Below are 21,071 nucleotides of genomic sequence, written 5' to 3'. Positions count from 1 at the left end.
CTGCCTAGCTCCGGCCGCAGATACCGGCAACACTCTTGCGCAGAGCCTTCACCTGCGAGGCGGGGTCCGGAGAGCCGAAGACGTGGGAACCGACGGCCAGCATGGTCGCGCCCGCCTCCACTATTGCAGGCGCCGTCTCCAGGCTCACGCCGCCGTCGACCTCTATTTCGAAGTTGTGAGTCTGGCGCTTACGACTCATCTCGCGTATCTTGGGCAGCACTTCCTTGATAAAGCCCTGGCCGCCGAAACCGGGATGAACGCTCATTATGACGACGAGGTCCAGTGTTTCCAAGAACGGGAAGATCGCAGAGGCCGGCGTCTCAGGGTTCACGGCAAGGCCCGGCTTCACGCTTTTCTCTCTTATAAGGCTGATCGTGGATTCAATCAAGTCCGCTCGAACACCTCTGTCCGACGACGCCTCCCAGTGGAAACTCAGGTAATCCGCCCCAGCGTCGCAGAAGTTGCTCGCGTATCTCCACGGTTCGCTGATCATCAGGTGGACACACAGTGGAAGTTTCGTGAGCTTGCGTATGGCGGAAACGATGATGGGCCCGAACGTGATGTTCGGGACGAAATGGCCGTCCATCACGTCAACGTGAATCAAATCGGCGCCGCCACTTTCCACGCTCCGCAACTGCTCCGAGAGTCTGCCAAAGTCAGCGGAAAGAACTGAAGGTGCTATTTTGATCATCGTTCGGCTCTCCGTTCAGTGTAGCCTCGGCCACGCTTCAGGACGCTGCGCCGGCCGGCCCGTGGTCTAACCTGGATTCCTGACGCTGACATATACCACCGACCCCCTGCTGATCTTGGTCCCGTAAGGAGGCCGTTGGTCCACGACCTTGCCGCCGGTGCGCGTGGAGCCGGACTCGATTTCCAGAACCAGCCCGGCCGATTCGACGACATTCCGCGCGACGTTGACGTTCTGGCCCACTAGTTGCGGCATCACGAACTCCTCCGCGGGAGGGCCAAGGCTCACAAGAACGTCAACGGTTCCTCCCTCTTCTGCGAGTGCACCGGGCCCAGGAAAAGTCGAGATCACGGCATCCGCGGGGATTTCGGCAGAGTACACCTGCGACACGCGTCCCAACTGAAGACCCGCCCTTCCGAGCACGATTTCGGCATGTCTCAGCGATTGTCCCACGATCTCGGGCACCGACACGCCAGATTCTCCACTACTTACGTTGATCTTCACGCCTCTGCTTTTCTTCACGGTCGCAAAGGCCGGGGGATACTGTGAAACAACACATCCCTTGGGCACGTCGGCGCTAAAGACCGAACCAGTCTCGGCAAGCCTCAGCCCCTCTTCCTTGAGTCTTCGCTCCGCCTCCGGAACGGTGCAGAGGGTCAAATCGGGTAGCTTGGCTTCTCCGCCATGCCCGACAAGAAGAGGCATGATGCCGAAATTGAAAATGAGCACTCCTCCCACAAAAGCCGCGAGAGCGAGCAGAACGATAGTCCAGAAAGGTGATATCTTGACTCTACTCTTCATTTCATTCTCGCGTGCCGCACGCCGCGGGAGGAAGAAAGGCATTATCGGACTCTTCTCACCCTCACGGCGAACAGGCCATCCGTACCATATCTGTCGGGAAGTATCAACATGGCGCCGCTCTCGTCAACCACGTCTCCGCCCACAAAACTGGACGCAGGCTCAATCTCGAATCCGCGATGGCTTTTCAAGAAAGAAGACACCACCTCGCTCGTCTCCTCCAGTTCAAAACTGCAGACACTGTAGACCATAATACCGCCATCATCAAGAAGCTTCGATGCCGAGTCCAGGAGCTCTCCTTGAAGCTGGGAAAGCATGGCGAGAGACGCCTCCTTCTTCCTCCATCTGGCGTCCGCCCTCTTGCCAATTACACCGAGACCCGAACAGGGGGCGTCGACAAGAATCCTGTCAAATCGCGCTCCGAAAGGGGCGTGCCTGCCGTCTCCGGTCACCACCTCTATCGAACCCAAACCAAGTCTTCTTGCCGCCTCTCGCACTTGCGCCGCCCTCGAGTGATGAATCTCGAGGCAATAGACAGGCTTCGCATCATCAGTCATCTCCGCAAGCTGGGTGGCCTTTCCACCCGGGCCCGCGCACAAATCAAGAAGCGTCGCGTCGCCCTCTACCGAGAGGAGACGACAGACGAGTGACTCACCCTCGTCTTGAGGGGTGTAGAGTCCGTCCCTGAAATTCGAGTCGGTTGCAGGAGAGAGTTCACCCCTCACTCTTATCATCGAGGGGTCGAGGACGCCGGCTTCGGCCGCGATTCCGCTCTCTCGAAGCCTCGCGATCAGTTTCACGGGCTCCACGCGAATCCTGTTAGGTCTTATGCACAGATGGTCGGAGAGATTGTTCGCCTCACAGATCTTGATTGTTCTTTCCAGACCGAATCGCCGGACCCATCTCTCCAGCATCCACTCCGGGTGAGAGTAAAGAATCGAGACGGCGCCGACGTCGCCCTTCTCTACGGAAGGGTACTCGATGGCGTCTTTCGTGCTCACAAGTCTGCGCAACACCGCGTTGACAAGCCCGGCGGTACCGGGATGCCCTCTCTTTCGGGCGAGCTTCACGCTTTCGTCTGTTGCCGCCGAGACCGGGATGCGGTCCATGAAAAGAATCTGAAATGCGCCAAGACGAAGAACGTTCCGAATCCACGTGGGAAGCTCGGCCAGCTCAGTCTTGAGAACGCCCGAAAGCACCCAATCAACTCGTCCCCTCCATCGGAGTGTTCCCTTGACGAGATACGTGAGAAGGCCGCGGTCTTCAGAACTCAGTTCGACTTTCTTGAGGTAGGAAGACAGAAGGCGATCGCTGAAGGCACTGCGTGAATCTACTGCGGAGAGTATTGAAGCAGCGATTTCCCTCGCGCTTGTCTCGCGAGTCGTCTTTCGCCTGCGGCCCGTGTGGCGTCTGGCCATGTTGTCGCCGCTTGCGCTACTGTGGCGCCTGTTACCTCTGTGGCCACGGGACTGCATCTCACGTCCCAAATCTTTCGCCCTCGCGCAGTCGCCTTCCTCGGGCGAAGTCGACCGCGGCCATGGGCTTTTTTCCTGCGGGCTGAACCGCAATGACTTGAAGTACGCCGTGGCCTGCAGCAACGGCGATCGCGCCATCCTCGTCGAGTTTGAGGATGCTGCCCGCGTGATACGCACTCATCGGCTCAATCACTCTGGCCTTGAGAATCTTGAGGGGTTCGCCGTGAATCGTCGTCTGAGCGCTCGGCCACGGAGTCACGCCTCTTATGTGATCCGAAAGCACCTCGGCGTCCCTGCTCCAATCAATGACGCCGTCCTCTTTCTTGAGCATCGGCGCGTACGTTGAAAGCGCGGCGTCTTGCGGAATCTTGGGTGCATTTCCGTCCTTGATCGCGAGGAGCGTCCTGGAGAGCAGCTCACTTCCCGCGTGACAGAGCCTCTCTTCAAGTTCACCAGCGGTCTCTTCGGGAAGTATCGCGACGTATCTCTGCAGAATGATCTCGCCGGCGTCGACTTTTTCGTTCATCCAGATGGTCGTCACGCCCGTTGCCCTGTGGCCTTCCATTATGGCCCAGTTGATGGGGGCGACTCCTCTCAGCTTCGGAAGCAGAGAAGCGTGAAGGTTGACGCACCCCAAGGAGGGGAGTTCGAGGAGTGGCCTGCGAAGTATGGCGCCGTACGCCACGACGACTATGAGCTCCGGCTCCAGTGCAGTGAGCTCCTGGATGGACTCGGGGAGGTTTACGTTCTCCGGCTGGAGAATCCTCAGCCCTTTTTCGTCCGCCAGGACCTTGACCGGGGGTGGAGTCGGCTCGAGGCCTCTTCCGCTGGGTCTTTGGGGCTGCGTCACGACGGCCACTACGTCGTGTCCGTCGCTCACTAATTTGGAAAGCGATGGAACCGCAAAGCGCGGCGTGCCCATGAAGACGATTCTCAAGACGCCCTCCCCTTGGCATTTTCCTCAAGTTTACGAAGGCGCCTCTGGAGCACGTGCCGCTTTATTGCGCTCAGCCTGTCTACAATCAGAATGCCATCGATGTGGTCCATTTCGTGCTGGACGGCTTTGGCCAAGAGCCCCTTCCCTTTGACCCTTATTTCCTTCCCCTCAAGATCGAGCCCCTTCACCTCGATCTCTTCGGCTCTCGTGATCTCCTCGTAGATACCAGGTACACTGAGACATCCTTCTTCCGACGTCATCTTCCCGTTCTTCGACACCAGCTCGGGGTTCACGATAGCACACTTCCATCGTGTCCCATCGTCCATCGGGACACTCAACACAATGACTCGCAGTGGAACGCCCACCTGAGGAGCCGCCAGTCCTACGCCTCGCGAGCGCTCCATCGTTTCGAACATCTCTTCCGCAAGTTTCCTTACCGAGTCGTCAATTTCGGTTATCTCTCTCGCGCGTCGCTTGAGAAGCGGGTTTCCGTAGGTGACGACGGACTTGGGAGCCATTTACTCGCCTTGCTCCTTTATCGCGGCCACACAGCTCTTGGACACCTCGATCTTTACCTCCTCGGCTATCTTTATGATCGCAACGTCGTCCTTGATGCCCACTATCGTGCCGTGAATGCCGCCGGTAGTCACAACCTTGTCACCTTTCTTCAGAGAATTCACCATCGTCTGGTGTTGTTTCTGCCGCTTCATCTGTGGCCGCACCAGAAGAAAGTAGAAAATGCCAAAAATGACAAGTATCATCAGGAGGCCGCCGTAAGGACTGCCTGACTGCCCCTGACCTCCTCCAGAAGTACCCATCGCGTAAGCTACGTCTAGCATCAAACCCTCCTTGTTAGACGCCCGAGTCCAGCTCGGATTCACCATCGGAACCACGATTGCTCTCGTGATTCATCTCGAGTGCCTACCGGCCAAGCTCATTGCCCGCCCGGCCCTTTCTGATTGGCCGGCCGGCTCAACTTGCTCTTGCTTCTGCGCCCGATTCGTATCTTTCCAGAAACTCCTTGCTCCAGTGGGAGAATCGCCCTTCCAGTATACTCTCTCGCATCTCCTTCATCATTCTCAAAAAGAAACAGAGGCTGTGAACTGTAGCGAGCCGCGGCCCCAACAGTTCTCCGGCCTGAAAAAGGTGTCTCAGATATGCCCTCGAGAATGTTCTGCACGTGTAACAATCGCAGTTTTGGTCGAGGGGTCTCTCGTCCTTTGCGTACTCGACGTTCTTGACGACCAGCTTCCCCGTGGAGGTGAACACCGTACCATTTCTTGCATTCCTGGTCGGCATCACACAATCGAACATGTCCACTCCCAGGGAAACGGCCGCGATGATGTCTTGCGGAAAACCCACCCCCATCAGATATCTGGGCTTTTGCCGAGGAAGTTCATCTACGGTGACGGCCGTCATCTCAAAAGTCGCACTCTTCGGCTCTCCCACCGAAAGTCCGCCAATAGCATATCCGTCAAACTCCATTCCAACAAGCGCTTTTGAGCACTGCCTTCTGAGGCAATCGTAGGTGCTTCCCTGGACAATCCCGAACAGAGCACGAGAAGGAGGAGCATCCAGGTCTTTCCAAGCCGATCTCGAGCGTTCCGCCCAATCGAGCGTGTTCTCCATCGCCTGCTTGGCCGACGGCATGTCCGCGGGATACCCGACACACTGGTCCAGCGTCATCACGATATCCGAATCAAGCGCTCTCTGTATCTCCACGGCAATTTCCGGCGAAATGAAGTGCTCGGATCCGTCAAGATGGGAGCGAAAAACCACGCCTTCTCTTCTAACGACGCGGAGATTCGAAAGACTGAAGACCTGGAAACCTCCGCTGTCCGTCAAGATGGCCTTGGGCCAGCTCATGAACTTGTGAAGTCCGCCCATTTCGCGAATCAACTCATGCCCCGGCCTCAGGTAAAGATGATACGTGTTGGCAAGCACGATCTGGGCGCCTATCTCGGCCAGCTCTTGAGGGGAGACTGTCTTGACGGTCGCCTGGGTACCTACGGGCATGAAAATGGGAGTCTCTATCTCGCCTCTGCCGGTGACGATAACGCCCGCCCTGGCGTTTGATTCGCCGTCGCTTTTTTCCAGACGGAATTCCATTTCTAATCCACTTCCCAAGAACAAGCACGTGTGTGACAGACTCGATTGAAAGACTCAGACGATGAGCATTCCGTCGCCGTAACTATAGAACCTATATCCCTCCCTCTTTGCCTCTTCGTAGGCCTTGAGGATAAACTCTCGCCCGGCAAAAGCACAGACCAGAAGCAGGACGCTGGAACCCGGAAGGTGGAAATTCGTGATAAGGGCGTCCACGCTCTTGAAATCGTAGGGCGGATAGATGAACCTGTCCGTCCATCCTTTGGCCGGGCCAAGAGCCTCCCCTCTCGCGCCGCCGGCGCTATTCGCAACCGTTTCCAACACGCGTGCGCTCGTGGTGCCCACGGCGAACACTCTCCCTCCCCTTCCCCTGGTTCTGTTGATGATTTGGCAGGCCTCGGCGGTTATTTCGTAGGACTCGGGATCCAGTTTCTGAGAAGAGAGCGTGCCCGGCGTCAGGGGTCTGAATGTTCCGGGACCCACGTGCAATGTGAGCGTTGCGATTCCAACGCCTCTAGCCTCGAGTTTGCGTAGTATTTCTCGTGTGAAATGCAAGCCTGCGGTCGGCGCGGCCGAAGATCCGGCAACGCGAGCGTAGACGGTCTGGTAGTGCTCCTTGTCATCCGCGTCCGCCTTGCGTCTTATGTAGGGAGGAATGGGCATCTGCCCATGCTTCTCGAGGTAGTCCTCGAACTGCTCGGGTACTTCGACAAGAAAGGAGGCTCCAGAAAGCTTCTCCACTATCCTTGCGCTTGCCCCACCGCTGAGAGAGACCGCCGTGCCGTCTTTCAAACGTCTGGCGGGTCTAACCAACGCTTCCCATCGAGGTCTCTCGTCCCCGGTTCCCTCATTCTCGCGCACGAACAGTAGCTCAAGTTTCCCGCCCGTCTCCTTCCGCACTCCTGACATTCGACAAGGTCGTACTTTCGTCTCGTTCAAGACCAGACAGTCTCCCTCCTCAAGACGGGAGGGAAACGATTCGAACACAGAATGCTCAATACTGAGGGCGGCCCGATCCAGAACCATCAGCCTGGACGAACTGCGAGGGACGGCAGGCCTCTTGGCTATGAAGCTCTCGGGAAGCTCGAATTCAAAGGCAGCAAGCTCATTGTTACTCATGAATCTGCTTGTGCAGCTTTTCCTCTCTTGTGCTGCCGTCCTTCTTTTTCCAGGTATCGTTCGGTCTCGCTGAAAATGCAGCCGCAGTATTTCTGAAGATAGAGGTCTTCCTTTCTCGCCAGATCTCTTGTCTCGTGCCACCGAGGCCGCCAGTCGTTGTAGAGAAACTCTATCCGGCTTTCCTTCTGAACGCTCTTTCCCAGATCTCTGATCAACTCGTGCTTCTGGTACGGGCTGACAAGCAAGGTGGTGGAAAATACCCTTATCCCCTCTTCCTTCGCCTTTCTCGCTGCTGCCGTGAGGCGCAGTTCGTAGCAACCCTCGCATCTGGATTCGAGCTGCGACAGTTGCATCCGCAGGAAACTCTCGAGAGGGTAGCCCTTGTAGAAGAAACCGCTAATCTCCCTATTTTTAACGAATTGCTGCATTGACCTCAACCGATTTACGAACTCCGAATGGGGATGGACGTTCGGGTTGAAGAAAAAGGCCACCACCTCGAACCCGTCCTCCGTAAGTGCAGGGACGGGAACAGTCGAGCAGGGAGCGCAGCAGGCATGGAGCAGGATTTTTTCCGCCAATCTCCCTCCGCAACACGGACACAGCTATTCCGTCAGCGCCGATCGTCCTCCAACGCGTCAGTTCGATCTGGAAGAGTGCTTGACAGTATGAATGACCTGGGGCGCAGCGAGTCGCGAACGCAGCTATTCCTTAAAGAGCTCTTTCTGAGTGCCGTTCTGTTCCGTCTCTTTGTCGCGGCCAGCAATGCCCAAGTGCTCGTAGGCGAGACTCGTGGCTTCCCTTCCCCTGGGCGTCCTCTTGATAAGCCCTTCCTGTATCAGGAAGGGCTCGTACACGTCTTCAAGCGTCTCTGCTTCCTCTCCGACCGCGACTGCGAGGTTGTTGAGCCCCACGGGACCTCCGCCGAACTTCATAATAATGGCTTCCAGCATTCTCCTATCCATGTCGTCAAGCCCGAGTTTGTCAACTTCCAGCATTTGCAGGCCATCTTCGGCCACTCGTCCTGTGATTTTCCCACTCGCCTTTATCTGCGCGAAGTCGCGAACCCTCCTCAAGAGACGATTTGCGATTCTGGGAGTTCCTCGAGATCGCGCGGCAAGCTCTCTTGCCCCTTCTTCGTCGATGGGAACTTCCATGATTCGTGCGGAGCGTTTCACAATCTGACAGAGTTCCTCGGCGCTGTAATAACCGATGCGGCACATCATGCCGAACCTGGCTCTCAAGGGCGAAGTGATGAGACCTGCGCGCGTTGTGGCGCCCGCCAGGGTGAAGTGCTGGAGTTTGAGGCGCACCGAACGGGCACTCGGACCCCTGTCAATCATGATGTCAATCTTGAAATCCTCCATCGCCGGGTAGAGGTACTCTTCCACAACGTGGTTCAGCCTGTGAATCTCGTCGATGAAGAGAATGGCTCTCTCGGTCAGGTTTGTAAGAAGACCCGCGAGATCTGCGGGTCTCTCGATGACGGGTCCCGTGGCATGGACGATTTCCACGCCCATCTCGTTCGCCATGATGTTGGCGAGGGTGGTTTTCCCAAGCCCCGGAGGACCGTGAAAGAGAATGTGGTCGAGCGCTTCTCCTCTCTGTACAGCAGCTTGCAGGAATACTTTCAAGTTTTCCTTGAGCTGAGTCTGGCCCACGAATTCGTCCAAGCTTGTGGGCCTGAGCGCCTTATCAATGGCCAGTTCTTCCTCGACCAGGGCCGGGGAAGTGAGATGTTTTTCAGCCACGCAGTCTCTCTCCCTTCAGGTCGTAGACTAGCACACCAAACTCACGTCTGCAAAGAGAAAACGGGCGCGGGGCAGGCTTCGGCGGAGTCCGGTCATTTGACACGGGGAACGGCGAAGTGGTATCCTGACTCAAGCCAAACACACTCGAAGCGCATCAACAGACGGAGCGTATCAACACACGGAGCGCGTCACATGGACCGAAGAGACTTTTTACGACTGATCATGGCCGGTGCAGCAGGAAGTGTTCTTGCCGGACTGCGAGCGCCGTTCACTTCCGCTGCCACTCTGGCCTCGGCTGGCCCTCTCGCACACGCGAAGGAGGCGCCTCCTCCCACGTTTGTCGTCGCGCACGGCCCGTCTGTGGCGCGGAACCTTCGTTCGGCCGTCGACGCCCTCGGAGGCATTTCGAGGTACATTTCCAGGGGAGACGTCGTCGTCGTAAAACCCAACATCGGCTGGGACCGCGTGCCGGAACAGGCCGCAAATACAGATCCTGCTCTCGTCTACTCCATGGTTGAAATGTGCTTCCAGGCCGGTGCCAAGAAAGTGAAGGTTTTTGACAGGAGCTGCGACGACCCCAGGCGTTGCTACGTGAAAAGCGGAATCGCCGACTCCGCCCGAAAGGCGGGAGCGGAAGTCAAGTTTGTGGACGAGAGAGACTTCAGACAAATCAACATGCACGGTGCCGTGCTAGATAAATGGCCCATCTATTCAGCAGTCTTGGATTGTGACAAAGTGATAAACGTCCCCGTGGCCAAGCAGCACGGAATGTCTCGATTGTCGATGTCCGTGAAGAACTGGATGGGAGTCATCGGGGACCCCCGAGGCAAGCTTCATCAACAAATAGACCTCAGCCTTGCCGACCTGGCGCATTTCTTCAAGCCCACGCTCACAGTTCTGGATGCGACTCGGATTCTGGTCGCGAACGGCCCCCAGGGAGGAAACATCAAGGACGTGCGGAGACTGAACACTCTTGTCGTGGGGACGGACCAACTGGCGGTTGATTCCTACGGAGCCACGTTCTTCGGCCTGAAGGGATCCGATCTGGGCTACCTCGTCAAGGCTGCGAAGGCCGGAGTCGGAGAAATCGATCTCAAGAAGGTGCGGTTCTCCTCAATTGAGGTGACATAGGAAGGTTGATGGCGAACCTGAGGCGAGTTTCACAAGTAGTTTTTGTGATTGCCTTCTTCTTTCTCCTGACACAGACCCAGTACTCGGGCAAGGATCAAATCAGCTATCCCGTCAAAATCTTTCTGGATCTCGACCCTCTCTTTGCGGGTCTCCTGCTGTTGTCTTCCTTTTCGATAAAGCCCATCTTGCTGCTCAGCCTTGTCACCGTCGGTATTTCTCTTCTATTCGGCAGATTTTTCTGCGGCTGGTTCTGTCCTTTCGGAACGCTTCACAACGCGGCGGGCGAGGTCGCGCGCAGACCCAGAAAGATCGAGCACGGACTCTACACCAGTCGCCTCAGGTGGAAGTACGTGGTGCTCGTCGCCGTCGTCCTGAGCGGGCTTTTTTCGATGTCTATTCTTGGGGTATTGGATCCGCTTTCTCTCACTGTGCGCTCTCTTGCCGCGGGCATCGGGCCCGCCATCGAGTTTCTGACGCGCAGTGTCTTCGACGGCATCTACGCTCGCGGTCCCCTGTGGATCTCGCGCTTCACCGAGACGATCTACGCATTCTTGCGGCAACACGTACTTGCGTTTAACCAGCCCCGCTTTCTGCAAGGGGCCCTGCTGGGAACGCTTTTTGTCGGGCTACTCGTCCTCAATCTCTCGAGAAGCAGGTTCTGGTGTAGATACGTGTGCCCTCTCGGCGCACTGCTTGGGGTGTTCTCAAAGGCATCGCTCGTGAGGCTCCGGGTCAGCAACGCGTGTGACGAATGCGGAAAGTGCGTACGGGCATGCCCGACGGGTGCCTCCCCCGCGATGGGCGACGGATGGAGAAAGGCGGAATGTATCTTCTGCTGGAACTGCGTGGAAGCCTGCCCAAAGGGAGCCGCCTCTTTCGGCATTGCTTTGCCGCGCAGGGAGGAGGGACGAATAGACCTGAGCAGGCGTGCTTTTCTCTGGTCCGCGGGGGCGGGAGTGCTGGCAATTCCCCTTCTACGAGTTTCTCCCAGTCTTGTGAAACCTAATCCTCGTCTCATAAGACCGCCGGGCGCCCTTCCGGAAAAGGCATTTCTGGAAAGGTGCGTGAAGTGCTCGGAATGCATGAAAGTGTGTCTTACGAACGGGCTTCAACCCACCCTCCTCGAGGCCGGACTGGAGGGGATGTGGTCTCCCGTGCTGGTTCCGAGAATAGGTTACTGCGAGTATTCCTGCACGCTGTGCGGGCAGATCTGCCCCACCGGGGCCATAAAGAAACTTCCCGTCGAAGAAAAGAGAAGGACGATCATCGGTCTCGCCTTCATCAACAAGAATCGGTGTCTCCCCCACGCGTTCAACGTAAACTGCATAGTGTGTGAAGAACATTGTCCCACGCCCAAGAAGGCGATAGTCTTCGAAGAAGTGAACAAAGTCGGCCCCGACGGAGAGGAGATCACTTTGAAGCTGCCGGTCGTGGTACCCGGTCTCTGCATAGGGTGCGGAATCTGCGAGTACAAGTGCCCCGTTTCGGACGAGCCTGCCATATACGTGACCAACATCAACGAATCCCGCTCTCCCGAGCGCTCCCTCCTCTTGACCACAAAGACATGACCATGAAGTCGTCAAGGGCACTGCTCAGGCTTTCGAAATACGTCAAGAGACACCAGAAGGTTCTCGTCATCGGCTCTCTATGCATCGCGGCCCTTCAAGCCGTTGCCCTTCTCATCCCCTGGCTCAGCAAGCTCGCCGTGGACAGCATCTCCCGCAGGGCCGACCCCGGAGTTCTCTTGAGATACGCCCTTCTCATCGTGGCCGCAGCGGCGGTGCAGGGGGTCTTCAGGTTCTACATGAGGAAGCTGATGATCGGCGCGTCGCGCGAAATGGAATACGAGTTGCGGAACGATCTCTTCGCACACCTCGTTCGACTGTCTCCTTCCTACTTCACGCGCACCAAGACAGGGGACATCATGGCCAGGGCGACGAACGACGTGAACGCCGTGAGAGAGCTTCTCGGCCCAGGGATAATGTACTCGATAAACACCGTCATCACGTTTGCGGCCGCGACGTCGCTGATGCTTTACATAGATCCCCTTCTCACGGCCTGCGCCCTTCTACCCATCCCCGCCCTCGCCCTGCTTGTGAATCGATTCGGAGGGCTCGTGAGGGAGAGGTTCGAACAGGTACAGCGACAATTCTCGAAGCTCACGGCGAGGGTGCACGAGAATCTGTCGGGAATCAGAATAGTGAAAGCTTACGGGAACGAGGAGTTCGAGAAAGAGCAATTCGGAAAGCTGAACGAGGAATACATCTCCAAGAACCTCGGACTCGTCAAGATATGGGGAGTATTCCACCCGCTGATCGCACTCGTCGGCGGTCTCGGCGCCGTCATAGTGCTGTGGATAGGAGGGACGGAGGTAGTCAGAGGAAAAATTTCGCTGGGAGATTTCGTGGCCTTCAGCGGATATCTCGCAATGTTGACCTGGCCCGCAATATCGCTCGGATGGGTCGTGAATCTTGTACAGAGAGGCTCGGCCTCGATGCAAAGGGTGGCGGAGATTCTCGACGAGAAGCCCGAAATCTCGGACGTAGATGCTCTCTCCATCACAAAGATAGCCGGCGAGGTGGAATTCAAAAACGTGTCGTTCTCCTACTTCGAGGGAGGTCCGGCGATACTCAAGGACGTAAGCTTCAAGCTCCCTCGCGGGAGAAAGGTGGCGGTCGTGGGCAGGACCGGCTCGGGGAAGAGCACCCTCATCAATCTGTTGCCGAGATTGTTCGACCCAACGTCCGGCGAAATACTCATAGACGGCGTCGATGCCCGGAAAATTCCGCTTCACGTTCTGAGGACCAGAATAGGCTACGTGCCGCAGGAGTCGTTTCTTTTCTCGGACACGATAAGGGAAAACATCGCATACGGAAGGCCTTCCGCAAGAGACGAAGAGATCGCCGAGGTGACGGTCATGTCCAGAATGACCGAGGAAGTTGAGGAGTTCGGAGAAAAGTTCGACACACTGATCGGCGAGAGGGGCATCACACTTTCGGGAGGTCAGAAACAGAGGACTGCCATCTCGAGGGCGGTCATCATCAACCCGGCCATTCTCCTTCTCGACGACGCCTTCTCCAGCGTGGACGCGGCCACCGAGAGGGAAATCCTGAGGCGCCTGAGAGACAGACTCGGAGACAGGACCTGGATCATCGTCTCCCATCGCATCTCTTCGATCAACGAGGCCGACGAGATCATCGTTTTGGAGAACGGAAGAATAGCGGAACGGGGCTCCCACGCGGAGCTTCTGAGAACCGGAAGACTATACAAGGAGCTCTACAGAAGACAGCAACTCACGGAAGAGCTCGAAACCGACTGAATAGACTCGTCAGGATTGGCACAGGGAAGCCAACGGACACTTCGCACATGATGAACGCTGGAAGGTAACCAACACATGCCGCCGCGCATTCATGAAGAAGAGGAAATCCTGCTGAAGGCCTACGACTCGCGCCTCGCAAGAAGACTGCTCGGGTATCTGGCTCCATACAAGGCCGTCGTGGCCGTGTCGGTCTTGCTCCTCCTTCTCGTGTCGGCGTCGGAGTTGGTCGGACCATATCTCGTGAAGATTGGCATAGACAAGTATATCTCAGCGGGGAATTCAAGGGGGCTCCCACTTCTTTCAGCTTTGTACGTGTTCTCTCTCATCGTCGGCTTCTTGTTCCGCTACTGGCAGGTCTACATGATGAACAAGACGGGGCAGCAGGTCATGGCCGACCTAAGAGCGGAGATCTTCTCGCACTTGCAGCGGCTCTCGATTTCCTTTTTCGACAAGAACCCCGTAGGAAGGCTTCTCACCAGGGTAACAAACGACGTCGAGGTGCTGAACGAGTTGGTCACGAGCGGAGTGGTCGCGATATTCGGCGACATCTTCACGCTCATCGGAATAGCCGTCGTCCTTGTCGCGATGAATCTCAGGCTGGCACTGGTGGTGTTCACAGTCGTGCCTTGCATTTTTGTGGCCACCATGGTGTTCAGAAGAAAAGTGAGAGTGGCTTACAGCATGGTGAGGGCTCGCATCGCCCGCTTGAATGCGTTTCTGCAGGAGACTCTGAGCGGCATCCGGATCGTCCAGGTTTTCGTGCGCGAACAAAGGAGCATGGCTCAATTCGACAGGCTGAACGCATCGCACCTGGAGGCGTACCTCAAGTCCGTTCTCTATCACTCCATTTTCTTTCCCGTGATGGAGCTCGTCGGCGCCGTGGCGGTCGCGCTGATCGTGTGGTACGGCGGGGGGAGAGCACTTCATGGCGCCTTGACAATCGGCGCCCTCGTTGCTTTCCTTCAATACACGCAGAGGTTCTTCAGACCGATCAGCGACCTGAGCGAGAAATACAACACCATGCAGGCGGCGATGGCCTCGGCGGAGAGAATATTCGACCTGCTCGATACGGAGCCAGAAATCAAGGACGCCTCAACTCCTATCCACGTTGATAGGCTCAAAGGGAAAGTGGAATTTGATGATGTCACTTTTTCCTACGACAGGGGCGAGGAAGTCTTGAAAAACGTCTCGTTCAAAGTCGAAGAAGGCAAGACGCTGGCCATCGTGGGGGCCACGGGCGCGGGCAAGACCACTCTCATGAGCCTACTCTCCAGATTCTACGAGTTACGGCAAGGATCGATCAGGGTGGACGATATTGACATTCGGAAGATCCCGGAGAGGGAACTTCGAAGGAACATAGCAATCGTTCCGCAGGACGTGTTTCTCTTCTCCGCTACAATAGAAGAAAACCTTAGATTGGGAAAGACACACCTGACAAGAGAGCAGATCGTCGAAGCGACGCGTAGAGTGCAGGCCGACGAGTTCATATCGAGACTCCCCCACGGTTACGACGAAGAGGTTGGAGAAAGAGGAATCTCGCTTTCTGCGGGACAAAGACAGCTAATCTCGTTTGCCCGCGCGCTTCTTCACGAGCCAACGATTCTCATACTCGACGAGGCCACGTCCAGCGTCGATCCGGAGACTGAGTTCAGAATACGAGAGGCCCTGAAGTCTCTTCTCTCGGGTAGAACTTCAATCGTCATCGCTCACAGACTTTCCACGATAAGAAGCGCCGACAGAATAATCGTACTTCACAAGGGAAGCGTCAAAGAGGAAGGCACACACGAAGAGCTCATGGAAAAGCGCGGCATCTACTCGAGACTGTGGGAGCTTCAGTTTGCCGACCAGGCGTCGTAGGGACGTGGCCAAGAGTCGCTTCGCCGGCGGCGTGCCGAAAAACCCTATCCCCCGGCAAGGGAGAGCGCGCGCCGCACCATCTCTTCCAGTGTGAGGTCGGTTCCGGCCTCGGCGACAACCCGCTTCAGGGCCTTTGCGGCTGAAGCTCTCGTGACGCCGAGCGAAACCAGAGCGAGGATAGCGTCGTTGAATTGAGGAGACTCGCCGCCGAAGGCGACTGCCCTTTCACGCACGTGGACAAGAGCAGCAATCTTGTCTTTCAGCTCCACGACAATCCTCTCCGCCAGCTTCTTTCCGACGCCCGAAATCGTTGTCAGCATGGCCGTGTTTGCAGAGGCGACGGCTTCCGCGAACGAGTGGACTGCACTGCCGGAAAGTATCCCCAGCGCAAGTCTTGGCCCTATTCCCGAAACAAGAATGAGGAGCTCGAAGAGTTCTTTCTCTTCCGGGGTCGCAAAACCATAGAGATCCAGGGAATCTTCCCTGACGTGTAGATGCGTGAGAAGCTCGACGGGACTACCGACGTCGGCGATCTTCTCGTACGTCGAGAGCGGCACGTTGACCCCGTAGCCCACGCCCCCCACGTCCAGGACGACCCTGGTGGGGGTCTTTTCCATCAGCGTGCCTTTGAGACAGAATATCATGATGACCCTTCCCTATTTCTCGCGCGACCTCGCGTACCCTTCACGCGCCCTTCTCACAGTCCACCCTTCGCGCTCTTTTCTCCGTTCACTCCCAAGGCGGCCCACATCCCCGAGGCTCCTACACGGGACACGCCACTGTAGTGTCCCCTCGCACACTTGTTGACGTGGCAGAGCGCCACGGCCAGAGCGTCGGAGGCGTCCAGAGGAAGCTTCCCTGAGATCGAGAGTATCCTCGAAACCATGAACTGCACCTGCTTCTTTGATGCGGCCCCTGTGCCCACAACCGATAGCTTGATTTCCAAGGGCGTATATTCAAAAATCTCGAGGCCCGCCTTCGCAGCGACGAGGAGCACCACCCCTCTCACGTGACCCATGATGAGAGCCGACCTGGCGCTGCGACTGTGGAATATCGTCTCCACGGCCATCCTGTCGGGCTTGAACGCGGCAACAATCTCTGAAAGCTTATCGTAAATCTGTTCCAGTCTGAGTGTGAGGGAGTGTTCTGGAGGAAGCCGCACGCATCCGAAATCGAGGCATTCGAGCGCCGGCTGCACTCTGTGGATCAAGCCGTAGCCCGTGACGAGACTTCCCGGATCGATCCCGAGTACCGTGAACTCTCTGGCCTGGCCACTACTTTCCAAGCTTCGCCATGATTTCATTAGGGATGTCGAAGTTTGCGAAAACCTTCTGGACGTCCTCGTGCTCTTCGAGTGCCTCCATCAGCTTGAGGATCTGTTCCGCCTCTTTCTCGCCGACCGTGATGGCCGACTGCGGGACGCGCGAGAGTTCTGCTCCGGTAAGAGCGATGCCGGCCTTCTTGAGAGCATCTCTCACGGCGTCAAGCTTGGAAGGCTCTGTCGTTATTTCGTAGTACTCCGGCGATTCGTCATTGACATCGTCGGCCCCTGCGTCGAGCGCCACACCCATCAGTTTTTCTTCGTCGGCAGAACCTCTTTCAACAGTAATGAGGCCTCTCAGGTCGAACATCCAAGAAACACAGCCGACTTCGCCGAGGTTGCCTCCGTTCTTGGAAAAAATGTGTCTTATCTCGGAGGTCGTCCGGTTTCTGTTGTCCGTCACGGTCTCAGCCAGGATGGCTATACCGTGGGGACCGTATCCCTCGTAGGAAATTTCGTCGTAGTTCACGCCAGGCAGTTCGCCGGTACCCTTCTTGACGGCCCTTTCAATGTTGTCGGCCGGCATGTTGAAGCTTTTCGCCAACTGCACGGCTGCTCTCAGCCGGGCGTTCGCGTTCATGTCGCCGCCGCCCTGTCTGGCAGCAACGGTGATTTCTTTGATGCACTTACCGAAGAGCCGACCACGCTGCTGATCGACCTTCTCTTTCTTCCTTTTTATCGTGCTCCATTTTGAATGACCAGACATGCGCCGTCACTCCTTCTCTTGTTTGGCCTCTGCGATTACTTTCTCGGTCATCTCCTGAGGAAGCTCTTCGTAGGAAGCGAATTTCGCAGTGTGAGATGCCCTTCCCTGCGTCAACGACCTCAAGTTCGTGGAGTACTTGTAAAGCTCAGCCTGAGGGACCAGCGCCTTCACACGTTGCATCTTGCCGTAAGAATCCATCCCAAGAATCCTGCCGCGCTTGCTGCTCAGGTCGCCCATCACGTCACCCATGCAATCATCGGGAACGGTGACCTCCACTTCCATTATTGGTTCAAGCAGAATCGGCTTGGACTCGGTCACCGCCTTCTTGAAGGCCAGGGAACCCGCGATCTTGAAAGCAAGGTCAGAAGAATCCACCGTGTGATATGAACCGTCGAACAGATAGACTCTGAAATCAACGATCTGGTAGCCCGCGAGAACTCCTTCCTTGCACGCCTCCTCGACTCCCTTCTGCACCGCAGGAATATATTTCGTGGGTATGGAGCCTCCCACGACTTCGTTCACGAACTCGAACCCCTCTCCCCTCTTTCTCGGCTCTATCCTTATCCAGACGTCTCCGAACTGACCTCTGCCACCGGATTGCTTCTTGTGCCTGCCCTGGACTTCTGCCTTACCCTTTATGGTTTCCCTGTAAGGTATCTTGGGCTTGACGATGTCCACTTCTACGCCGAAGCGGTCGCGCAGCTTGCGCACGATGACCTCGAGGTGTAGCTCGCCCATGCCGTTCAGAAGAGTCTGCTTGAGTTCCGGGTCGACAAAGACCGTGAAAGTCGGATCCTCTTCCTTGAGACGCGAGAGTCCATTTGCTATCTTCTCTTCGTCGCCCTTCGCCTTCGGTCTCAGCGCCTCCGAAAGTGCGGGCTCGGGAAACTTTATACGTTCAAGCTGAATCGGGCTCGCCGAGGAACACAGAGTGTCTCCCGTCGAGGTGTCTCTAAGCTTGACTGCCGCACCAAACTCTCCCGGCTTCAGGGAAGTCACTTCCGTCCGTTCCTTGCCCTGGAGCCTAAAGAGCTGGCCGATCTTCTCGCTCTTGCTCTTTCTGGAGTTGAGGGCCTCGGAACCGGCTTCCAGCGTGCCTGAGAACACTCTCATGAGGGAAAGCTCTCCCACGTGTGGTTCCGAAATCGTCTTGAAGACCATCGCGCAGAGCGGTTCGCTGACGAGCGGCTTTCTCTCAACCTGCCTATCGGTCCCGGGAACCGTGCCCTTGATCACCCCCCTATCTACCGGCGAAGGGAGAACGGTGACAAGCAGGTCGAGCAACTGAGGAATGCCTATCCCTTTGTGCGCCGAAACGGCAGCCACGGGAAGTATGGCCCTTTTCACGAGACTTTTCCGCAGCCCCTCGACTATCTCCTTCGGCTCCAGCGTCCCCTTCTCAAGATACTTCTCGAGAAGGCCATCGTCGCTTTCCGCGATCCCGTCTAACAGTTTTTCTCTGGCCTCTTCGGCGCGCTTTCTTGCATCGGCAGGAATGTCCTTCTGTTCGGTAAATTGCCCCTGATCGTCATACAGGTATGCCTTCATCGAGAGAACATCCACAACTCCCGCGAAAGAATCGCCTGTTCCGATGGGCAGAATCACCGGAATCACTCTTCTGGACAACGACTCAGACGCTCCCTCCACGCACGCCCAGAAATCCGAGTGTTCCTTATCCATCATGGTCACGCAGGCAAACGCGGGGAGCGAGTTCTCCTCGACAAAGTCCCAGACCTTCATCGTGCCGATCTCGACGCCTCCCGCGGCCCGCAGAAGGATCATGGCGCTGTCCGCAACGGAAAGACCGGCCTTCACGTCGCCCACAAAGTCGGCGTACCCAGGTGTGTCAACGAGATTGAAAAAATGATCCTTCCACTCCAGGTGTCCCAGAGAAAGCGAAATGGTGATTTTTCGCTGAATTTCCTCGGGCGTGTAGTCGAGAACAGAAGTGCCGTCATCGACCTTGCCGAGCCTCTTAGTGGCCTTAGCATTGAACAGAAGAGCCTCGCAGAGCGAGGTCTTCCCTGCCCCTCCGTGACCAACGAACACTACGTTTCTGAGTTTGGCCACATCGTATTCTTTCAAAATCGCACCTCCGCATACCAACAACCGTCGCAAGAAAACAAGAAAAGCGTGCGGGAAGAATCCCTTGCGAAGAAACAGGCGTGACCAGAGCCAGCCGTCGAGATGCTACCACAGCGGGGTTCGGAGTGTCAAGTTCGGGGGGTTGTTGTGGTATGACATCTCAATTACCAAGGTTGTGTGATTTCTGAATCCTCGTCCCGCTCAAGGGTCCTGGGTGACCGCGACATCACCGGTAGCGACACACACGCCAGGCCATTCCTGCTGCACTCGCAAAAATGTGTTGACAGGAGGGCTAGATGGCAGTAGCTTTGTGCTGCGGCAGAAGTTTGGTTACGACGAAGTGCACCCTGGTTTCACTCGAGGTCTGTCAGATGTGGTCCGGTCGTCAGGGGGCTATTTCACGCAGGCAAGGCGGGAGGCTAAGTTTGAGTGGTCTCGGCCATGGGCGTGCCCACTGGCTTGGGTGCGGTGTTAGCCGCACACATCTGCTCGACCGCACAGTACTGCTCTTGACGATCTTTGTTCTGTCTTCTGCTTTTCTCCTTCCAACAGCATCGCCTGCCTTTGCTGCCACGTGGAGTCCTGAGATGCAGGTCAATGTGGAGGATACGTCTGCTGATTGGAACCCCATGGTGGTTGTTGACAGTGCAGGGACGGCTTGGGTGTTTTGGATGGGTATTGACGCTAGTCAGGGTGATTTTGAGATTATGTACTCTCGTTGGACAGGGGAAGGTTGGACACCCGAGGAGAGGGTGCACCCGGACAACGTGCAGAAGGATGCGTGGTTGGGGGGAGCGTCCATGGGGCGGGATGGTATTCCGTGGGTAGTGTGGGAGCGGTATCGAGGTGGGACGTCGCCGTACTGTGACGTGTTGACGACGCACTGGGTTGGTGATGCTTGGTGTGAGCCTGAGACGCTGTATGCGGGAGGCGGGGAAGGACAGATGTATGAGATAGCCAGCAGGGACACGAGCTTGGTCTGGGCTGTCATAAGCACTTATGTGGCCAGGCACCCTGGTTACGATGGTGACCTTTTCTTTCGTAGTCGTGTGGATGGGGTTTGGTCATCATTGGAGCACATCGATCACCCGGAGATCGAGGACGTGAGTCCTGACATAGCGGTATCTGACGCAGGTGTACCTTGGGTTGTATGGCAAGCGATGGACTATATAGATACGCTTCACTGCATTTATCGGGGTGACACAGGTTGGTCGGAGTCCCTTCTCTCCATTAAGGGGGCGGCCCCCTCGATATGTTTCAGTGGTGGTGAGGGACCTTGGATAGTGTATTTTGACAGCACTTCTGATATTTGCGGTGCCTTCTGGGATGGTGAGGATTGGAGTTTCAGTGGTCCTATTCCTTTGCCGCTCGATCTTCCTAGTCAGTCAGATTACTGGCCTAGGATGAGTGGTGTAGAGAGTAGCGGCCCGGTAGTTGTGTGGGCGAGGGAAGATCATAACGACGTGTATCGTGGGGACGTGTACATAAGCCGTTGGTCGGGTTGCTGGTGGAAGGGGGAGGAGATGGTGACGGAGCCTGACAGCGAGCTCACTGCAGTGGACGAGTGTCCTGAGGTTGGTGTAGGTGCAGGAGGGAGGGTATGGGTAGTGTGGGAGCGGAGCGGTGGTCCCAGTGGGAGCGACTATGACATCTGGGCTCGGTATTCGGATGATTTTCTGTCCGAGCCGTGGGTCAAGGGTTTCAGCGCTCGTGTAGAGGGAGAGCGGGTGGTGGTTGAGTGGAGCTGTCGGGGACAGGTGAGGTTCAAGGTGTACCGTGCA

At 56.6% G+C, this 21,071-nt stretch carries 19 protein-coding genes; 5 read left to right on the top strand and 14 right to left on the bottom strand.

The annotated features are described in order from the left end of the window. Positions 1 to 4: 4 nt before the first annotated feature. The 10 genes from rpe to ruvB form a co-directional block, all read right to left on the bottom strand. On the bottom strand, positions 5 to 691 hold the full coding sequence (gene rpe, locus NTX17_02795; protein ID MCX5800301.1) for a ribulose-phosphate 3-epimerase: 687 nt from the start codon (positions 689 to 691) through the stop codon (positions 5 to 7). Positions 692 to 757: 66 nt separating this feature from the next. Then, the gene (locus tag NTX17_02790) at positions 758 to 1,489 is read right to left on the bottom strand and encodes a PASTA domain-containing protein (GenBank protein ID MCX5800300.1); all 732 of its coding nucleotides are present in this window, start codon (positions 1,487 to 1,489) and stop codon (positions 758 to 760) included. Between the two features lie 41 nt (positions 1,490 to 1,530). Then, entirely contained in the window at positions 1,531 to 2,904 is a 1,374-nt protein-coding gene (gene rsmB, locus NTX17_02785) for a 16S rRNA (cytosine(967)-C(5))-methyltransferase RsmB (GenBank protein MCX5800299.1), read from the bottom strand. 58 nt (positions 2,905 to 2,962) lie between these two features. Then, on the bottom strand, positions 2,963 to 3,898 hold the full coding sequence (gene fmt / locus NTX17_02780; GenBank protein MCX5800298.1) for a methionyl-tRNA formyltransferase: 936 nt from the start codon (positions 3,896 to 3,898) through the stop codon (positions 2,963 to 2,965). Beyond that, positions 3,895 to 4,416: a peptide deformylase gene (gene def / locus NTX17_02775; GenBank protein ID MCX5800297.1), complete on the bottom strand. Its 522-nt coding sequence runs from the start codon at positions 4,414 to 4,416 to the stop codon at positions 3,895 to 3,897. Before def ends, fmt begins: the two co-directional genes overlap by 4 nt. Beyond that, the gene (yajC, locus tag NTX17_02770; GenBank protein ID MCX5800296.1) at positions 4,417 to 4,737 is read right to left on the bottom strand and encodes a preprotein translocase subunit YajC; all 321 of its coding nucleotides are present in this window, start codon (positions 4,735 to 4,737) and stop codon (positions 4,417 to 4,419) included. Positions 4,738 to 4,870: 133 nt separating this feature from the next. Next, entirely contained in the window at positions 4,871 to 6,007 is a 1,137-nt protein-coding gene (gene tgt / locus NTX17_02765) for a tRNA guanosine(34) transglycosylase Tgt (protein MCX5800295.1), read from the bottom strand. Positions 6,008 to 6,061: 54 nt separating this feature from the next. Continuing rightward, positions 6,062 to 7,123, bottom strand: coding sequence for a tRNA preQ1(34) S-adenosylmethionine ribosyltransferase-isomerase QueA (queA, locus tag NTX17_02760; protein MCX5800294.1), 1,062 nt, complete (start codon positions 7,121 to 7,123; stop codon positions 6,062 to 6,064). Next, positions 7,120 to 7,701 carry an epoxyqueuosine reductase QueH gene (locus tag NTX17_02755; GenBank protein ID MCX5800293.1) on the bottom strand — a complete coding sequence of 194 codons (582 nt, stop codon included), beginning with the start codon at positions 7,699 to 7,701 and terminating at the stop codon, positions 7,120 to 7,122. Before NTX17_02755 ends, queA begins: the two co-directional genes overlap by 4 nt. A 123-nt stretch (positions 7,702 to 7,824) precedes the next feature. After that, positions 7,825 to 8,871, bottom strand: coding sequence for a Holliday junction branch migration DNA helicase RuvB (ruvB, locus tag NTX17_02750; GenBank protein MCX5800292.1), 1,047 nt, complete (start codon positions 8,869 to 8,871; stop codon positions 7,825 to 7,827). Positions 8,872 to 9,063: 192 nt separating this feature from the next. Here ruvB and NTX17_02745 point away from each other — a divergent pair, with 192 nt between their 5' ends. The 4 genes from NTX17_02745 (at position 9,064) to NTX17_02730 (ending at position 15,178) form a co-directional block, all read left to right on the top strand. Then, the gene (locus tag NTX17_02745) at positions 9,064 to 10,002 is read left to right on the top strand and encodes a DUF362 domain-containing protein (protein ID MCX5800291.1); all 939 of its coding nucleotides are present in this window, start codon (positions 9,064 to 9,066) and stop codon (positions 10,000 to 10,002) included. A gap of 8 nt (positions 10,003 to 10,010) precedes the next feature. Beyond that, positions 10,011 to 11,570 (top strand): 4Fe-4S binding protein, encoded by a 1,560-nt coding sequence (locus NTX17_02740; protein ID MCX5800290.1) that lies wholly within the window; start codon positions 10,011 to 10,013, stop codon positions 11,568 to 11,570. Between the two features lie 2 nt (positions 11,571 to 11,572). Beyond that, positions 11,573 to 13,321, top strand: coding sequence for an ABC transporter ATP-binding protein (locus NTX17_02735; protein ID MCX5800289.1), 1,749 nt, complete (start codon positions 11,573 to 11,575; stop codon positions 13,319 to 13,321). 75 nt (positions 13,322 to 13,396) lie between these two features. After that, a complete protein-coding gene (locus NTX17_02730) occupies positions 13,397 to 15,178 on the top strand; it encodes an ABC transporter ATP-binding protein (GenBank protein MCX5800288.1) in 1,782 nt (593 codons plus the stop codon). A 44-nt stretch (positions 15,179 to 15,222) separates the two neighbouring features. On the opposite strand, the gene ruvA is transcribed toward NTX17_02730, so the two are convergent. Genes ruvA through fusA form a run of 4 tightly spaced genes read right to left on the bottom strand, consistent with a single transcriptional unit; the run spans position 15,223 to position 19,290 of the window. Beyond that, entirely contained in the window at positions 15,223 to 15,822 is a 600-nt protein-coding gene (gene ruvA, locus NTX17_02725) for a Holliday junction branch migration protein RuvA (GenBank protein ID MCX5800287.1), read from the bottom strand. A gap of 53 nt (positions 15,823 to 15,875) precedes the next feature. Then, complete coding sequence (gene ruvC, locus NTX17_02720; GenBank protein ID MCX5800286.1) at positions 15,876 to 16,481, bottom strand: crossover junction endodeoxyribonuclease RuvC; 606 nt, start codon at positions 16,479 to 16,481, stop codon at positions 15,876 to 15,878. Further along, positions 16,453 to 17,205: a YebC/PmpR family DNA-binding transcriptional regulator gene (locus NTX17_02715; protein MCX5800285.1), complete on the bottom strand. Its 753-nt coding sequence runs from the start codon at positions 17,203 to 17,205 to the stop codon at positions 16,453 to 16,455. The genes ruvC and NTX17_02715 overlap by 29 nt, the downstream gene beginning before the upstream one ends. A 6-nt stretch (positions 17,206 to 17,211) precedes the next feature. Beyond that, positions 17,212 to 19,290, bottom strand: a complete 2,079-nt coding sequence (fusA, locus tag NTX17_02710) for an elongation factor G (GenBank protein ID MCX5800284.1) — start codon at positions 19,288 to 19,290, stop codon at positions 17,212 to 17,214. Positions 19,291 to 19,877: 587 nt separating this feature from the next. Between fusA and NTX17_02705 the strand changes: the two genes are divergently transcribed. Next, positions 19,878 to 21,071 (top strand): hypothetical protein (locus NTX17_02705; protein MCX5800283.1); only part of this gene is annotated, 1,194 nt, incomplete at its 3' end.

Source organism: Candidatus Eisenbacteria bacterium (assembly GCA_026388185.1).
Lineage (GTDB): Bacteria > Eisenbacteria > RBG-16-71-46 > JAFGJU01 > JAFGJU01 > JAPLKG01.
This window is presented reverse-complemented; position numbering and strand designations above follow the sequence as displayed.